Source organism: Myroides albus (genome assembly GCF_009711045.1).
Classification (GTDB): domain Bacteria; phylum Bacteroidota; class Bacteroidia; order Flavobacteriales; family Flavobacteriaceae; genus Flavobacterium; species Flavobacterium album_A.
In genome coordinates this window covers 43,190-62,086 of sequence record NZ_WMJX01000002.1, presented here as the reverse complement: position 1 = coordinate 62,086, position 18,897 = coordinate 43,190, and the positions used below count along the sequence as shown (strand labels likewise).

At 34.9% G+C, this 18,897-nt stretch carries 11 protein-coding genes; all 11 read left to right on the top strand.

All coding sequences use genetic code 11. The annotated features are described in order from the left end of the window. Positions 1-13 precede the first annotated feature (13 nt). The 11 genes from GJV76_RS01595 (at position 14) to deoC (ending at position 18,837) form a co-directional block, all read left to right on the top strand. Positions 14-1,324 carry a quinol:cytochrome C oxidoreductase gene (locus GJV76_RS01595; protein WP_155090901.1) on the top strand — a complete coding sequence of 437 codons (1,311 nt, stop codon included), beginning with the start codon at positions 14-16 and terminating at the stop codon, positions 1,322-1,324. A gap of 17 nt (positions 1,325-1,341) precedes the next feature. Then, positions 1,342-2,484, top strand: coding sequence for a cytochrome c oxidase subunit II (locus GJV76_RS01590; protein WP_155090900.1), 1,143 nt, complete (start codon positions 1,342-1,344; stop codon positions 2,482-2,484). 33 nt (positions 2,485-2,517) lie between these two features. Continuing rightward, on the top strand, positions 2,518-4,314 hold the full coding sequence (locus tag GJV76_RS01585) for a cytochrome c oxidase subunit I (protein WP_155090899.1): 1,797 nt from the start codon (positions 2,518-2,520) through the stop codon (positions 4,312-4,314). Positions 4,315-4,446: 132 nt separating this feature from the next. Beyond that, positions 4,447-5,472 carry a Holliday junction branch migration DNA helicase RuvB gene (gene ruvB / locus GJV76_RS01580; RefSeq protein WP_155090898.1) on the top strand — a complete coding sequence of 342 codons (1,026 nt, stop codon included), beginning with the start codon at positions 4,447-4,449 and terminating at the stop codon, positions 5,470-5,472. Positions 5,473-5,477: 5 nt separating this feature from the next. Next, positions 5,478-6,404 (top strand): tRNA epoxyqueuosine(34) reductase QueG, encoded by a 927-nt coding sequence (gene queG, locus GJV76_RS01575; RefSeq protein WP_155090897.1) that lies wholly within the window; start codon positions 5,478-5,480, stop codon positions 6,402-6,404. A gap of 63 nt (positions 6,405-6,467) precedes the next feature. Beyond that, a complete protein-coding gene (locus GJV76_RS01570) occupies positions 6,468-8,747 on the top strand; it encodes an NADP-dependent malic enzyme (RefSeq protein ID WP_155090896.1) in 2,280 nt (759 codons plus the stop codon). An 88-nt stretch (positions 8,748-8,835) separates the two neighbouring features. Then, on the top strand, positions 8,836-9,417 hold the full coding sequence (gene ruvA / locus GJV76_RS01565; protein ID WP_155090895.1) for a Holliday junction branch migration protein RuvA: 582 nt from the start codon (positions 8,836-8,838) through the stop codon (positions 9,415-9,417). Between the two features lie 42 nt (positions 9,418-9,459). Further along, on the top strand, positions 9,460-17,016 hold the full coding sequence (gene sov / locus GJV76_RS01560) for a T9SS outer membrane translocon Sov/SprA (RefSeq protein WP_155090894.1): 7,557 nt from the start codon (positions 9,460-9,462) through the stop codon (positions 17,014-17,016). A 275-nt stretch (positions 17,017-17,291) separates the two neighbouring features. Continuing rightward, on the top strand, positions 17,292-17,672 hold the full coding sequence (gcvH, locus tag GJV76_RS01555) for a glycine cleavage system protein GcvH (protein WP_155090893.1): 381 nt from the start codon (positions 17,292-17,294) through the stop codon (positions 17,670-17,672). Then, a complete protein-coding gene (locus GJV76_RS16050; protein WP_155090892.1) occupies positions 17,662-18,036 on the top strand; it encodes a VanZ family protein in 375 nt (124 codons plus the stop codon). The genes gcvH and GJV76_RS16050 overlap by 11 nt, the downstream gene beginning before the upstream one ends. Before the next feature lie 54 nt (positions 18,037-18,090). Next, positions 18,091-18,837 carry a deoxyribose-phosphate aldolase gene (deoC, locus tag GJV76_RS01545; RefSeq protein WP_155090891.1) on the top strand — a complete coding sequence of 249 codons (747 nt, stop codon included), beginning with the start codon at positions 18,091-18,093 and terminating at the stop codon, positions 18,835-18,837. Positions 18,838-18,897: the final 60 nt, after the last annotated feature.

Sequence of the window (18,897 nt, the reverse complement as noted above, 5' to 3'; positions counted from 1 at the left end):
TGAAAGTTTAGATATGTACACATTTTCAAAAAAATTGAAGACTTTTGCATTCGTGCTAATGCTTATTGGAGTAGCAGGGATTATATATGGCTTCATTAAAGCACCAAAAGATCTTGCTGAAGTAAAAGCGAATCTAATTGAGCAAGCTCACGACGGTCATGGTGAGCACCATGTATCTGCTGCTGATCACGCTGTGTCTGATGCACATTTTGATCATCATGCTGAGCACGTTTATGGTCAGCTTAAAAACAAACCTTGGACTGCATTATATGTAGGATGTATTTTCGTAATGCTTGTTTCTGTGGGTATCTTGGTTTTCCATGGAATTAATTACGCTGCATCTGCAGGATGGTCGCCAGTACTTTTTAGAGTGATGGAAGGACTGTCAGCTTATATTTTGCCTGGATCAATTATCTTTTTCATACTATTGTTACTTTCGGTTTACGGAATAGGTGGTAATCACTTATTTATTTGGGCTGATAAAGATGTAGTAGAAGCGGATGCTATTATCAAAGGTAAAGAAGGTTATTTAAATGCACCATTTTTTATTATTAGAGCGATAATCTTTTTAGGAGGTTGGAACTTATACCGCATTTATATGCGTAAGCAGTCTTTAGCTTTAGATGCATCAGGAGACTTAGTTTACCACAAAAAGATGTTTAAAGCGTCTGCTGGTTTCTTAGCTTTCTTTATTGTAACGGAATCTATGGCTTCATGGGATTGGATTATGTCTATTGATACTCACTGGTATAGTACTTTATTTGGATGGTATGTTTTTGCAAGTTTCTTTGTAACAGCAATTACAACTATCGCTTTTGTAACTTTATACCTTAAGAGTAAAGGATATATGGATTTTGTTAATACTAGCCATATCCACGATTTAGCTAAATTTATGTTTGGATTAAGTATTTTCTGGACTTATCTTTGGTTCTCTCAATTTATGTTACAATGGTACTCAAATATTCCAGAGGAGGTAACTTACTTCATCTTTAGAATACAAGAGTTTAACTTGCCATTCTTTGGTATGTTAGTATTGAATTTTGTATTGCCATTATTATTGTTAATCAATACAGATTTCAAACGTTTAACATGGATTGTGGTAATGGCAGGAGTATGTATTATTATTGGTCACTATATTGACTTCTATTTAATGATAGCTCCTGGTACAGTTGGAGGTTCTTGGTTTATTGGTGCAGCAGAAATTGGATCACTATTATTCTTCATTGGATTGTTTATCCTTGTTGGATTTAGTGAGATTGCTAAAGCTCCTTTATTAGCTAAGAATAATCCATTAATTGAAGAAAGTAAACATTTCCATTATTAATATTTAAAAATAAACAAATGACAAGTTTATTAATAATAGCTGTAATTGTATTGTTAGGGATTGCTATTTGGCAATTGACTAAGATATTCGATTTAACGCAAGTTGGATCTAAACCTAACGATATAAGTTCAGAAATCGCAAATGACAAGGATAATAACGTTAATGGTTATTTGACTTTCGCTTTCTTAGGATTTATTTACGTTTTTACTATCTTTTGCTTAGTAGAATATGGTAGTTTTCCTTTGATGAGCGATGCTGCATCAGAGCATGGAGAGAAGGTGGATTTCTTGATGTGGATTTCTATGGGACTTATTTTTGTCGTACAGATTTTTACTCAATTTTTACTTCACTACTTTGCATTTAAAGGTAGAGGTGTAAAAGGAAGAAAAGCACTTTACTTTTCAGATAATGATAAGTTAGAAGCAATATGGACTATCATCCCAGTAATTACTTTATCAGGGTTGATTTTGTACGGATTATTTGCTTGGAACGACATCATGTTCGTGGATGAAAAAGAAGACGTTTTAGTCGTAGAAGTTTACGCTAAGCAATTTGGTTGGGATGTTCGTTACTCTGGAACAGACAATACTTTAGGTAAAGCCAATGTTCGCTTTATTGAAGGTATCAACGTTGTTGGAGTAGATATGTCAGATCCAAATGCTGCAGATGATAAAATGGCAAAAGAATTACACTTGCCATTAGGAAAGAAAGTAGTTATGAAATTCCGTTCACAAGACGTTTTACACTCTGCTTATTTCCCTCACTTTAGAGCACAAATGAACTGTGTGCCAGGTATGGTTACTCAGTTTGCATTTACTCCTACTATCACTACAGAAGATATGAGATCGCGTGATGCTATGATAAAGAAAGTTAACAACATCAATAATATCAGAGCGGATAGAAGTCAAGAATTAATTGCAAACGGTCATGAGGCTTTGGATCCTTATACATTCGACTATTTGTTATTATGTAACAAAATCTGTGGAGCATCTCACTATAACATGCAAATGAAAGTTGTAGTTGAAACTCCTGAAGAATTTGAATCTTGGTTAAGTGAACTTCCTACTTTAAAAGAGCAAGTTGCCGCTGAAAAGGGGACTAATGTGCCAGTAGTAGAAGAGAAGGTTGAAGAAGCATCTGAAGCTGTTGCTCAGTTGTAAGGTAAAACTCACGTATTAAAACTAATTTATACTATGTCAGCAGTAGGACACGAAATAAATCTTGATCACTCACACGATCATCACGATAAAGGAAACTTCTTTACTAAATATGTATTTAGTTTAGATCACAAGATGATTGCCAAACAATACCTGATTACAGGTATTGTTATGGGAATCATTGGTATTGCGATGTCACTTTTATTTAGAATGCAGATTGCATGGCCAGAAGAATCTTTTACATTATTCAAATGGTTATTAGGTGACAAAATGGCTCCTGATGGAGTTATGAAAAACGATGCATACTTAGCGCTTGTTACAATGCACGGTACTATTATGGTATTCTTCGTTTTAACTGCAGGTTTAAGTGGTACATTCTCAAACTTACTTATTCCATTGCAGATTGGAGCTAGAGATATGGCTTCAGGATTTTTAAATATGTTATCTTATTGGTTATTCTTCATTTCTGCAGTATTGATGGTTATATCTTTATTTGTAGAAGGAGGACCAGCATCTTCAGGATGGACAGTTTATCCTCCTTTAAGTGCTTTACCACAAGCTATTCCAGGTTCTGGAATGGGGATGACATTATGGTTAGTTTCTATGGCTATTTTTATTGCTTCTTCTTTAATGGGATCTTTAAATTATGTAGCTACAGTAATTAACTTAAGAACAAAAGGTATGAGTATGACAAGATTACCTTTGACTGTATGGGCATTATTTGTTACTGCAATTATTGGTATTGTATCTTTCCCTGTGTTATTATCAGCAGCATTATTGTTGTTATTCGATAGAAGTTTTGGTACTTCTTTCTTCTTATCAGACATTTATTTAGCTGGTGAGGTATTACATTACCAAGGTGGGTCTCCTGTATTATACGAACACTTGTTCTGGTTCTTAGGACACCCTGAAGTTTACATCGTTATTTTACCTGCAATGGGTATTACTTCTGAAGTAATTGCTTGTAATGCTCGTAAACCTATCTTCGGATACCGTGCGATGATTGCTTCTATTTTAGGTATTGCGTTTCTTTCTACGATTGTATGGGGACACCATATGTTCGTGTCGGGAATGAATCCTTTCTTAGGTTCTGTATTTACTTTTACAACCTTATTAATTGCAATTCCTTCTGCTGTAAAAGCATTTAACTATATTACGACAATTTGGAGTGGTAACATTCAAATGAACCCTTCTATGTTGTTCTGTATTGGTTTCGTTTCTACATTTATTACAGGAGGTTTAACAGGAATTATCTTAGGAGACTCTACATTAGATATCAACGTTCACGATACTTATTTCGTAATTGCTCACTTCCACTTAGTAATGGGTATTTCTGCTCTTTACGGAATGTTTGCAGGTATCTACCACTGGTTCCCTAAAATGTTCGGTAGAATGATGAATAAAAACCTTGGTTATATTCACTTCTGGGTTACAGCAGTATGTGCTTACGGAGTATTCTTCCCAATGCACTTTATCGGTTTAGCTGGTTTACCACGTCGTTATTATTCTAACACTGCGTTCCCATTGTTTGATGAGTTCTATGATGTTAACGTTTTAATTACGGTATTTGCATTAGTAGGTTCAGCTTTCCAATTGGTGTTTTTATGGAACTTCTTCGTTAGTATTTTCTACGGTAAGAAAGCAACTCAAAACCCATGGAGAGGTAATACACTTGAATGGACTACTCCAGTTGAACATATTCACGGAAACTGGCCAGGTGAGTTACCAGTAGTTTACAGATGGCCTTATGACTATAGTAAACCTGGATTACCAGAAGATTACGCTCCTCAAAACATGCCTTATATGGAAGGTGAGGAACAATTAAATCACTAATAGAATTTTTCTATATATGAAGAAAGGGTACCTGAATAGGTGCCCTTTCTTTTTTTATTGGGTAATCTACGTTGTTTCTCTTTTTGTAATTGTTATTTTTTTGAATGATTTTTTTTAAATTATCTTTGCTTTATGAATGCAAATTTAGATCCTACAAATAGGAATTATTCTTCTGATGAAAATGATATCGAAAGAAAGTTACGTCCACTTTCTTTTGATGATTTTGCTGGTCAAGAACAGGTTTTGGAGAATTTAAAGATCTTCGTGAAGGCAGCAAATCTTCGCGATGAGGCTTTAGATCACACTCTCTTTCATGGTCCTCCAGGATTGGGAAAAACTACATTAGCTAATATTTTGGCTAATGAACTTGATGTGGGTATTAAGATTACGTCTGGACCCGTTTTGGATAAACCTGGAGATTTAGCTGGGCTTCTAACTAATTTGGAAGAACGCGATGTACTATTTATCGATGAAATTCACCGTTTAAGTCCTATTGTGGAGGAATATCTGTATTCAGCTATGGAGGATTTCAAGATTGATATTATGATTGAATCTGGGCCAAATGCCCGTACGGTTCAAATTAATTTGAATCCTTTTACACTTGTAGGAGCTACAACTCGTTCGGGTCTGTTAACTTCTCCTATGCGTGCTCGATTTGGGATACAATGTAGGCTTCAGTATTATAACAAGGAATTGCTTTCCACTATTATTGTACGCAGTGCTGAAATTTTAGGAGTACCTATAGATTTAGAAGCAGCTATAGAAATTGCTGGACGCAGTCGAGGAACACCTCGTATCGCTAATGCCTTACTTCGCAGAGTTCGTGATTTTGCACAGATCAAGGGAAATGGTAGTATAGATTTAGCTATCGCTCAGTATGCCTTGAATGCTTTGAATGTAGATTCTTTTGGTTTAGATGAGATGGATAATAAAATCCTACTGACGATTATCGATAAATTCAAAGGAGGGCCTGTGGGCTTATCTACACTTGCAACTGCTGTATCAGAGAATGGAGAAACGATAGAGGAGGTTTATGAACCTTATTTGATTCAAGAAGGGTTTATAATTAGAACTCCTCGTGGTCGTGAAGCTACAGATAAAGCTTACGAACACTTGAATCGCACACGTCAATTTAAACAAGGTGGTTTATTTGAATAGGTACTATGATTGATAATAAGGCTAAGTATGCCAATTTGATTAAAACTGAAGCGTTAAGATTGGGTTTTTCTTCTTGTGGTATATCAAAAGCTGATTTTTTAGAGGAGGAGGCTCCACGACTTGAAAATTGGTTGAATCAGCAAATGCATGGTAGCATGTATTACATGGAGAATAACTTTGACAAGCGACTTGATCCAAGGTTGTTAGTTGAAGGTGCTAAGAGTGTAGTCTCTTTAACTCTTAATTACTATCCTGAAGAAAGACAAGCATCATCTACTTTTAAGATTTCAAAATATGCTTACGGAGAAGACTACCATTATGTAATAAAAGATAAGCTCAAAGAACTTCTATATTTCATTCAAACTGAGATTGGTGATGTAGGTGGTAGAGTTTTTGTCGATTCTGCGCCTGTGTTAGATAAAGCCTGGGCAGCCAAAAGTGGCTTAGGTTGGGTTGGTAAGAATAATAATTTGATTACTAAAAAGTCTGGTTCTTTTTTCTTTATTGCAGAATTGATTATTGATTTAGATTTAGAAGTAGACGGTATCACAACCGATCATTGTGGCCATTGTACTAAGTGTATAGACGCTTGTCCTACAGGGGCTATAGAAAGCGCTCATATTGTTAATGGAAGTAAGTGTATTTCGTATTTAACGATAGAGTTAAAAGATAGTATACCGGATGAATTTAGTGGTAAACTTGATAATTGGATGTTTGGATGTGATGTTTGTCAAGACGTTTGTCCTTGGAATCGGTTTGCTATACCTCATAAAGAGGAGCGTTTCATTGCTAATAGAAAGTTAATTAGCTATTCAAAACAAGAATGGAAAGAATTGACTGAGGAAACATTTAATGAAATATTTAAGAAATCTGCAATAAAAAGAACTAAATATGCTGGTTTGTTGCGAAATATTGATTTTTTAGGGGATTGATTTCCTTATATTTTAATTATACTACAAAAAGACTACCTTTGCTCAGAACCTAAAACGAAATTTATGAACAAAGATAGTTTACGTAGGGAAGCATTGAAGTATCACGCTGAGCCAGTGCCAGGAAAGATACAAGTTGTTCCTACCAAAAAATACTCTTCTCAAAGAGATTTATCTTTAGCTTACTCTCCTGGAGTAGCAGAACCATGTTTAGAAATTGCAAAAGATGTAAACAATGTTTACAAATATACAGCCAAAGGTAATTTGGTTGCTGTTATCTCAAACGGGACAGCAGTATTAGGCTTAGGTGACATTGGTCCAGAAGCATCTAAACCTGTAATGGAAGGTAAAGGTCTGTTATTCAAGATTTTTTCAGATATTGACGTGTTTGACATTGAAGTTGATACAACGGATGTTGAGAAATTTATCGAAACAGTAAAAAATATTGCACCAACTTTTGGAGGGATTAACCTTGAAGATATTAAGGCTCCTGAATCATTCGAAATTGAGAGACGATTGAAAGAGGAGTTGAATATTCCTGTTATGCACGATGATCAGCATGGTACAGCAATTATTTCAGCTGCTGCATTACTAAATGCTGTTGAGTTAGCAGGTAAAAAGATGGAAGATGTTACAATGGTTGTTTCGGGTGCTGGATCTGCAGCTATAGCTTGTGCAAAATTATATGTAGCATTTGGTGTTAAACAGGAGAATATCAAGATGTTTAACAGTAAAGGAGTATTGAAGAAAGACGATACACGAATTTCTGATTTACAGAGAGAGTTTGCTGTTGATACAGATATTTCTTTAGCAGATGCAATGAAGGGAACTGATGTATTCATCGGTTTATCAACAGCAGATGTTCTTAAGCCAGAGATGTTGTTGTCAATGTCTGAGAACCCTATTGTTTTTGCAATGGCTAATCCAAAACCAGAAATTGATTACAATTTAGCGGTTGATACACGCAAAGATGTCATCATGGCTACAGGAAGATCTGATTATCCTAATCAAGTTAATAACGTTTTAGGGTTCCCTTATATTTTTAGAGGAGCATTAGACGTTAGAGCCACTAAGATTAATGAGGAGATGAAGATGGCTGCTGTAGTAGCTTTAGCTAAACTTGCAAAAGAACCTGTTCCAGAGCAAGTAAATATAGCTTATGGAGAAACTAAACTAAGCTTTGGTCGTGAGTATATTATTCCTAAGCCTTTTGATCCACGTTTGATTTCAGTTGTGCCACCAGCAGTAGCTAAGGCAGCAATAGAAAGTGGCGTAGCTCCACAACAAGAAGTGGATTGGGAGAAGTATTGTCAAGAACTTCAAATGCGTATGGGGAACGATAATAAGTTAGTTCGAATGCTTATTAATCGTGCAAAAACGGAACCGAAAAGTGTTGTTTATGCTGAAGCTGATCACTTGGACGTGTTGAAGGCAGCTCAAATCGCTTATGAAGAAGGGATGACTAATCCAATTTTATTAGGAGATAAGGAAATCATTTTGGAGCTGAAGAAGGAGATAGAATTTCATGCTGACGTTGAGATTATTGATCCAAAATCGGATGATCAAAAAGACAGAAGATTACAGTTTGCTGAAGCTTATTGGGCGACAAGAAAAAGAAAGGGAATTACTCTTTATGACGCAGAGAAATTAATGCGTGAGAGAAATTACTTTGCTTCTATGATGGTTAATGAGGGAGAGGCTGATGCTATGTTAACTGGATATTCTCGAAGTTATCCATCTGTAGTGAAACCTATTCTAGAGTTAATCCCTAAAGCACAAGGCGTATCTAAAGTTGCAACAACAAATCTGATGTTGACTAAGAGAGGCCCTATGTTCTTGGCTGATACTGCTATTAATCCAAATCCTTCTGCAGCAGATATTGCAAAAATTGCTGTGATGACTGAAAAGACAGTGAGAATGTTTGGAATGGATCCTGTTATTGCAATGTTATCTTATGCTAACTTTGGTTCTGCAGAACAAGAATCTCCGAGTAAAATGAAGGAGGCTGTTGCCATGTTACATGAGCAATATCCAGATATGGTAGTAGATGGTGAAATACAGATTGACTTTGCTTTGAATGACGAGATGTTGAAAAAGAAGTTTCCTTTTTCAAAACTTGTTGATAAGAAAGTAAATACACTAATATTCCCTAATTTGGATTCAGCGAATATCACGTATAAAATGTTGAAAGAATTGAACAAAGCTACATCAATAGGACCAATAATTTTGGGATTAGATAAAGCTGTTCACGTTTTCCAACTTGGTGCAAGCGTTGATGAAATGGTGAACATGACTGCTGTGGCAGTTGTGGATGCGCAAGTAAGAGAAAATAGAAAAAAGAAATAATAAATTAATCTTCTGAATTTCTATCATTTTTTCTATTAGTAATTAGCTTATTTAATTACTATTTTTGAAGTTAAAATAACTAAGAAAAATGATAGCACATATTGAAGGAAGATTGGTTGAAAAAACACCTACAGAGGTAGTAATAGATTGCGGGGGAGTAGGATATTTAATCCATATTTCCCTGCAAACTTTTTCTCAGATAGGATCATCTGAAAAACTTCGTTTATATACCTTTCTACAAATTAAGGAAGATGCCCATACTTTATTCGGTTTTATCGATAAAATTGAACGCGAATTATTTAAGCTTTTGATTTCGGTATCTGGTATTGGTGGGAATACTGCAAGAAATATCTTATCTTCAATTTCTCCTAAAGAATTACTACAAGCGATAGCTTCAGGAGATTCTAAAACTATACAATCAGTAAAAGGTATTGGTACTAAAACAGCACAAAGAGTTATTTTAGATTTACAAGAGAAAGTTGTAAAACTATATAATATTGATGAAGTTTTGCCTATAATTAACAATACAAATGCAGATGAAGCGTTATCTGCTTTAGAGGTATTAGGCTTTGTTCGCAAATCAGCAGAAAAAGTAGTAGACAAGATTGTAAAAGCCAATCCTGATGCTACAGTTGAAGTGATAATAAAACAAGCTTTAAAAAATTTATAGGTCTTGAGGGGGAATAGTCTTTTAGTAAAACATATTATTTTAATGTTTTTAATATTTGTATCTGGAACTGTTACAGGTTTTGGACAAGAAGAACTATTGCCTGAAGAAACTGAAGATCTAAGTTGGTTGGAACAAGAGGTAGACTCTTTGCAACCTAAGTATGATTTTGGTAATTTTATTATTCCTGATCCCAATATTATAAGAGAATCGTATTCTTATAATCCAAGTAACGACCGCTACTATTTTACGCGAACTGTTGGGGAATTTAATGTTAATCTACCTCTTATATTGACTCGAAAAGAGTATGAAGACCTTGTGTTGAAAAGTGAAATTAGAAAGTATTTTCAGCAGAAGTTTAACGCTATGCACGGACGATTAGAGAATGAAGAAGAACAGCGTGATATGTTGCCGCGTTATTATGTGAATTCAAAACTGTTTGTCGGTATTTTCGGTTCCAATACTATAGATGTTAGACCTTCAGGTTCTGTTGAGTTTGATATGGGGGTGAGGTTTACTAAGCAAGACAACCCCGTGATGTCTGCTCGCAATCGAAAAAACATGATGTTTGATTTTGATCAACGTATTAGTATGGGATTGCAAGGTAAAGTAGGTACAAGATTAAGTGTTAATGCCAATTACGATACACAAGCTACTTTTGACTTTCAGAATTTAATGAAATTGTCATTTGAACCTGATGAAGATGATATTGTTCGAAAAGTAGAAGTAGGTAATGTTAGTATGCCAATCACAGGTTCTCTTATCAGGGGAGCTCAAAGTCTTTTTGGTGTTAAAACTGAATTGCAATTCGGTCGCACGACAATTACTGGAGTTTTTTCTGAGCAAAAGTCGCAGACAACTTCTGTCCGTGCTGATGGAGGAGGAACGTTAGAAGATTTTGAGTTGTTTGCAATTGATTATGATGAGGATAGACACTTCTTTTTATCTCAATACTTTAGAGATAATTACGACCAAGCTTTGAGTAAGTATCCTTATATCAACAGTAGAATACGCATTACTCGTGTAGAGGTTTGGGTAACGAATCGTTATAGTAGATTAGGACAAACTAATAACAATGCAAGAAATCTTGTCGCAATTCAGGATTTGGGAGAAGGTAAGAGTAAGTTTGGCGATAATCGATATGTGTCTTCTCAAGATGCTAATTTCTTTGTTAATTCAGCAGCAAATGCTTATCCAGATAATGCAAACAACTTATATGACCCTAAGAAAATTGGTCAATCCAATTATTATTTAGATAGTAGTATTCGCTTTGGATCATCAGGTAGTTCGGGTATTAATACACAAGTGCAAGAAGGACGTGATTTTGTCAAAGTGGAAAGTGCAAGGAAATTAAACAGCTCTGAGTATACATATCACCCACAACTTGGATATATTTCTTTGAATCAGCGTTTGTCAAATGATGAAGTATTAGCTGTTGCTTTTCAGTATACAGTTGGGGACAAAGTGTACCAGGTGGGTGAGTTTGGAACGGATTCAGGAAACCAAAGTAATTCAAATAACATTAATCAACCTAATACACCTAATACTGGTGAGGAAACAGACAATGTACCTCTTTCTCAGAATTTAGTCGTTAAGATGTTGAAGAGTAGTATTACTCTGACTAATGTTCCACTTTGGCGTTTGATGATGAAGAATATCTATCAAATACCTAATGCTTCATATATTACCCAAGATAGATTTAGATTTAATATTTTATATACAGACCCAAGTCCATTAAATTATATTAGTTCTGTCGATGGAAAACCTTTACCAGAAGGAGTTGAAAAAACACCTTTACTGAAGGTTTTTAATCTTGATAGATTGAATTATACGAATGACCCACAAGCAGGAGGAGATGGATTCTTTGACTTTCTTGCTAATGGAAGTATGCAAAATGTCTATGACCCCAATAATCCCAATGCTAATATGGGAAATAATAGTTACAATAACCAAGGAAACGGTGGTTATGGTAATAACAATGGTTTTGGTAATAATGGAGGCTTTGGTAATAACGGTGGCTTTGGTAATAACGGTGGTTTCGGCAATAATGGAGGTTATGGAAATAGCGGTGGCTATGGCAATAGTAATTACAATCAGTATGGTCGAAATACATTTGATGGTATAACAATCGATGCTGTAAATGGGCGTATTATTTTTACAACAGTAGAGCCTTTTGGAGAACATTTATTTAATCAACTAAAGAGTGGACCTCTTGATAATTCGGATTATGATGTCAAGACTTCTTATAATAAGAATCAAGAGAAGTATGTCTTTAGAGAATTATATACAGGGACAAAAGCCTCAGCTATCCGCAGTCAAAGTCAGAAGAATAAGTTTCAATTAAAAGGTAAGTATTCAAGTACAATGGGAGAGGGAATTCCTATTGGAGCATTTAACGTTGCACCAGGATCCGTTGTAGTGAAAGCAGGTGGACGAGTTTTAATTGAAGGTGCTGATTATACTGTTGATTACAATAGAGGACGAGTGATGATTTTAGATCAAGCTCTATTAGCCTCTAATACTCCTATTGATGTTTCTGTTGAAAATAACACTATGTTTGGTCAACAGACAAAGCGATTTTTCGGATTTAACGTTGAACACAAATTTAGTAAAGACTTCATCGTAGGAGGTACTTATTTGCGTCTGTCTGAACGACCTATGACTCATAAATCAAGTTATGGAGAAGAAGCTGTGAATAATACAATATGGGGTTTTAACGCTCAATATTCTACTGAAGTACCTTTCTTTACTCGTTTAGTCAATAAACTTCCCAATATAGATACAGACGCAGAATCTCGAATTTCATTTAGAGGTGAATTTGCTTATTTGCAACCAGGTTCTTCTAAATTGGATCAAATGAATGGTGAAGCTACTTCTTATGTTGATGATTTTGAGGGAACTCAATCTACAATTGACGTCAAAAGTCCTCATGCGTGGAAGTTAGCAAGTGTACCAAAAGGTTTTTATTTTAAAGATAGCGATGACAATAGGATACCAAGCTATTTAGAAGGCAATAATAGCAAGGGAAGAGTAGGACGTTTAGAAGATGGTTATAGAAGAGCAAAATTATCATGGTATACGATTGATCCAGCTTTTTATGTTGGATCAAGACCCAATGGTGTGACTGAGTATGATTTGTCTTCAAATGTTACACGTCGTGTATACAGTGAGGAGTTGTTTCCCAACAAAGATATTGCTTATGGAGAAAGTAGGGTTATCACTACACTAGATTTAACTTATTATCCAAAAGAGAGAGGGATATATAACTTCAATCCAGACTTTAAAGCTTCTCGTTTGTCAAATACACCAGAGAAGAATTGGGCGGGGATTATGAGAAGTTTAAGTACTTCGAATTTTGAGCAGGCTAATATTGAAGCATTGGAATTTTGGTTAATGGATCCTTATGTAGGAGGAGCAAATGGCGTAGCAAATCAAGGAAATATTGGTGAATTGAAGTTAAACTTTGGATTGATTTCAGAAGATATTCTTAGAGATGGATATAAGCAATATGAAAATGGATTGCCAACTTCAAGTCTGAGTGAAAATAGTATAATCAATACTGCATGGGGGAAAGTACCAGCAGCACCTTCTTTGATTTATGCATTTGATACGAATGCTGATAATAGAAGGATGCAAGACGTTGGTTTGGATGGATTAAGTGATGAGGAGGAAAAAATATGGTTCCCTGATTTTGCCCATTTAGCTGATCCAGCAGCAGATAATTTTGTTCACTATTTAGATGCAGAAGGTGGAATCTTGGAAAGGTATAGAGATTATAATGGAGTGGAAGGAAATAGTCCAGCAGGTGGAAGTCGTGCGGGAAATAATCAACCAGATGCAGAGGATGTTGATGGGGATAATACAATGAATACTATTGATGCTTACTTTCAATATGGAATTGAGATTAAGCCTAATATGACAGTTAAAGATAAATATGTTGTAGATGTTAGGGAAACTACTACGCAGTTGGCAGATGGGTCAGTAGCACCAGTGCGCTGGATTCAATTTAAGGTGCCAATTGATAACAATGGTGAGAATATAGATGGTATCAATAAGAAAAGTAAAGGACAAAAGAATAAGGATTCAGAGCAAAGTACACCTTTCGAAATAGATATGCGTTCAATACGCTTTATGCGTATGTTCGTTACTGGCTTCAGAGATCAGATAACTTTGCGTTTTGGAAGTTTAGATTTAATTCGTTCTGATTGGAGAAAATCGGATAGAGATTATTCTGACTTTAATAAAGAAGGAAGTGAATATGAAGAAGAAAAGGAAAGTACAAAGGCTGCTTTTGATGTAACTTCAGTAAATATTCAAGACAATTATTCACGTAAGCCAATTCCTTACGTTATTCCTCCTGGGGTTCGCCAAGAGCAGATGTATATGAACAATACATTGATTAATCAAAATGAGCAGTCTTTAGCAATGAAAATCTACTCGAAAGACTTGCAAAGTAATACTGCTGGTTTGGCACCTGGTGATGCAAGGGCTGTGTATAAAAACTTCAATGTTGACATGCGTCAGTACAAGCGATTAAAAATGTTTATACACGCAGAGGGAATTGAAAATGGAGGAACTGCTGTTTTGAAAGATGATGAGGCTGTTGCATTCGTGCGAATTGGTAATGATTTAGTTGACAACTATTACCAAATTGAAATCCCACTAAAGGTGACTAATTTTGGAGAAACACTACCTGATCAAATATGGCCAAAAGAGAATGAATTGGATTTAGCACTTGATTTATTGACAAAAATTAAAGTGCTAAAGATGACTGATTCACGTCAAAACAATCAGTTAAATTCTGCTTTCGTATATAAAACTGAAGCTGAATTAGGGGGTGAAAGAGATGATGTTTTGATTGGTATTAAAGGAAATCCCAATTTTGCTAAGGTACGTATGATGATGATAGGGGTAAGAAATAAAGGAGCACATAGTTCTATTCAAGGTGAATTTTGGTTTGATGAGCTTCGTTTATCAGATATGGACAATAAAGGTGGATGGGCGGCAACTGCAACTGTAGATGCTAATTTTGCAGATTTTGCAACCGTATCAGCTACTGGTATGAGATCAACTATTGGTTTTGGAGGTATCGAACAAGGTCCACAACAGAGAAGTAAGGAAGATTACAAGTCATATAGTATTGTGACAAATGTTAATCTCGGACATTTGTTTCCAAAAAAATGGGGGATTGTTTTGCCTTTTAACTATGCTATTAGTGAGGAATTTATAACTCCAGAGTACGATCCTAATAACTTAGACTTAAAGCTTAGTTTGGTTAAGTCAAATGCAAAATCTTCTGCCGAAGCTGAAGAAATTGAAAAAAGGGCAATGGATTATACGAAGAGAAAGAGTATAAACTTTATTGGGGTTAGTAAGATGCGAAATCCTGAGAAAAAATCCCGTATATACGATGTAGAAAACCTTACGTTCTCACACTCATATAATGAGGTTAAGCATCACGATTATGAAATTGAATCAAGTTTAGAACAACAAGTTAGAACTTCTGTAGATTATGCTTATTCATTTCAACCTAAATCGATAGAACCTTTTAAGAATGTTGGTTTCTTAAACAATACTTACTTGCAGATTATTAAAGATTTCAATTTTAACTTGATACCTTCTAATATCTCTTTTAGTACAAATGTACTTCGTCAGTATAATCGTCAGCAGTTTAGATTGTTGGATGTTGAAGGGATAGGACTTGATCCATTGTATAGAAGAAATTATTTCTTTAATTATAATTATGGATTTAATTTTGATTTAACTCGCTCTTTAAGGTTGACTTATATAGGAGGAAGTAATAATGTGGTTCGCAATTACTATGATAGTACTACAGGAATAGTTGACAATAGCAACACAATTTGGGATGATTACTTTAATGTTGGCGAGCCAAATCAATTTACACAACAGATCAATTTAACTTACGAATTGCCTTTAAATAAGATTCCATTCTTGTCGTTTATTAGATCAAGTTATACTTATACTGGTAGTTATAACTGGCAACGTGCTTCAGAAGCTTTTTCAGAAGTGGAGCTTGAAGGAGTAACATATAGTCTTGGTAATACAATACAGAATGCGCGTACGCAGGCTTTGAATACTACTCTTAGCATGGAAACGCTTTATAGTTATTTGGGTATAGGAGGTAAATCAGGTAAGAGTAAGAATGCAACTAAAGCTAAGAAAGCAGCTATCGTACCTGGCCAAAAAGTGGTACAACAAGTCAATAAGGAAGAAAAGGGTGCTGGGGTATTTGGTAAAACAGTTAGTGTGTTTACTGATATTTTGACATCAGTTAAGAATATACAAGTTAACTATGCAGAGAACAGTGGAACAACTTTACCTGGATTTATGCCAGGAGTTGGATTCTTTGGTTCTTCTAAACCAACTTTAGGATTTGTTTTTGGAAGTCAAGCAGATGTTCGTTATGAGGCTGCAAAGAATGGTTATTTGAGTGAATTTCCAAATATGAATCAACCTTTTAGTCAGGTAAGTAATAAGACATTAAATATAACAGCTTCACTTCGACCTATTTCAGATTTAGTTATTGATATAACTGCCAATAGAATGAAATCTGATAATTACACAGAGCAATTTGCAGTCGAAGATGGAAATTATATGCAGCAAGCACCTTATAGTTATGGGAATTTTACAATTTCCACGATGATGATTGGTACGGCATTTTCAAATGCTGATAGTTTTGAGCAAATGAGAAACAATCGAATTATAGTTGCTAATAAGTTAGCTGTTGCGAATGGTATTGATATTAGTAATATAGCGAATTTGGATGAAAAAGGTTTTCCAAAGGGATATAGCTCAAACAGCCAAGCTGTGTTAATTCCATCATTTTATGCAGCCTATACAGGTAAGAGTGCAAGTAGTTCATCAACGAGTATTTTTAAGGATATTCCATTGCCGAACTGGACACTGCGCTATACTGGGTTTATGAAGTTAGGTTTTATAAAGAATCACTTCAGGAAGTTCTCTGTTCATCACGGGTATCGAGCAGCATATACATTGGGGTCATATACATCTAATTTTGACTATTACAAATATCAAAATAATCCAAGTGAATTTGAAGGAGCGAATATACCTTCTAAGTACGTTGTAAGTAATGCAACTTTGTATGAACAATTCAATCCACTGGTGAGATTTGATATGGAGACAAAATCATATATACGCATTCTTGCAGAAGTGCGAAAAGACCGAATGCTTTCACTGAGTTTAGATAATAATTCGTTGACTGAAACCAATGGAAATGACTTTGTATTAGGTCTTGGTTATCGCATAAAAGATGTCGGCTTTAATTCGATGTATGCCAACAATGGTATGGGAGGAAGAATTTCAAGTGACATCAATATTAAGGCAGATCTAACGTTGAGTAAGCGTGAAACCTTGGTTCGTTATTTAGATTTTGACAGTGAACAAGTGGGAGGAGGACAGGATATGTGGTCATTGAGAATTACTGCGGATTATATGTTGAGTAAAAACTTAACTGCTATTTTCTTTTATGATCATTCTTTCTCTAAAGCGATCATGTCTACTATGTATCCAATTACTAATATTAGAGCAGGTTTTACAATGCGATACAATTTTGGAAATTAAGCGCTTATGATAAGTTCTTATTCGCTTTAGGGTAGCTAAAAATTATATTTGAGAGATAGCGTATTCTTTGCAGTGAAATTGGTGTGAAAACACAATGGAGTAAATAGAGAAAGTGCAATGAATAAGAATGAAGGTTTTATTGTGATTTGCTGTATTAACAAAAAAGGTTATATTCGTGCATATATAGTAACAACAAGGAAAGAAGATTGAAAATTTCTTGTGTGAGGATGGCTTTATAGTAATAATATTATACATTTGCTAAAAACTAAATTAAAATGAACATACCAGCTAATTTAAAGTACACAAAAGATCACGAGTGGGTAGCTATCGAAGGAAACGTTGCTACAATTGGAATTACTGATTTCGCACAAAAGGAATTAGGAGATATCGTTTACGTTGAAGTAGAAACAGTTGACCAAACCTTAGATAGAGAAGAAGTGTTTGGAACTGTAGAAGCAGTAAAAACGGTTTCAGATTTGTTTTTGCCATTGACAGGTGAGATTATTGAATTTAATGAAGGTTTAGAAACAGAACCTGAGTTAGTAAATACTGATCCTTATGGAGCAGGATGGATGATAAAAGTTCAATTCACGAATGAGTCTGAATTAGCTGATTTACTTTCAGCAGAAGCATACAAAGAATTAATTGGGGCGTAAATTTTTTTTCTGGTTAGGAGTTATTTGGACAGTATTAGTTTTAATAGCTTGCCTAAGTGAAGGAAGTTCAATTCCCAAAGTATCAGTATTAGATATACCCTTTAAGGACAAAATTGCACATTTTGTATTTTATTTGGTATTTTCAGTATTATGGTATAATTATTTTGCAAAAAGTTGGTTAAAGATCTCGCGAATTTCTTTAACATTTGTTATCTTTACATTAGTTATTGTGATAGGAGGAACAGTAGAATTATTACAATTGTATTGTACTAAAAGTCGCAGTGCTGAATGGGCTGATTTTTTTGCAAATTGTTTAGGAAGTATTACTGGTTTGATACTTTGCAACACAACAATTAAGAAATAGTAAAATATTGAAAGCCCCTTTATAGGGGCTTTTTTAATTTTAAATAATTATATTATGAGAGATTTAAGAGAATTCATGGATTCTACTTATTTGAAAACAGCTGCTCAAGCTGGAGTAAGTGAAGCCGAAAATAACAAAATCGTAGTGGATTTGATCCAAGAGGCTATTGATGAAAAGTTCAAGTTAGCTATGATACGTCCAGAGCAAGTGAAAGTTGGTCGTAAAATGGTTGATGATGCTAAATCAAAAGTTTTGATTGGAACAGTAATTGACTTTCCTGAAGGAAACAGAGGTTTGGAAGCTAAATTGAAAGAGGCTAAACAAGCTGTTGCTGATGGAGTTGATGAGTTGGATTATGTTGTTGATTATACTGCTTTCCAAAAAGGAAATGTAGAGCAAGTAAAGAAAGAAGTTGAAGAGTGTACTGCTTATGGGCTAAAAGCAGCTAGAACTGTAAAATGGATTCTTGAAACTGCAGCATTAAAAGATTCAGAAATTGTGCAACTTACTACATTGATTAAAAATGTTGTAATGAGCAAATTTGACGAGAAAGATTACGGAAGAGTATTTGTAAAATCTTCTACAGGGTTCTATAAAACTGAAGGAGGTAAACCAAATGGAGCTACTATGCCAGCACTTGTGTTAATGGTTGAAAATGCCGGACCACTTGCAGTAAAAGCTTCAGGAGGAATCCGCGATAGAGAATCTGCAATTGAAATGATAAATTTAGGAATTACGCGTCTGGGAACTTCAGCAGCAAAAACAATTGTTGATGGAAGTGGAAAAGTAGATAGCTACTAATTTCTTAAAGAATGGTTATATTCAAAGCTGAAATGGTTGTTTTTAGGGTTTGTTATAAAA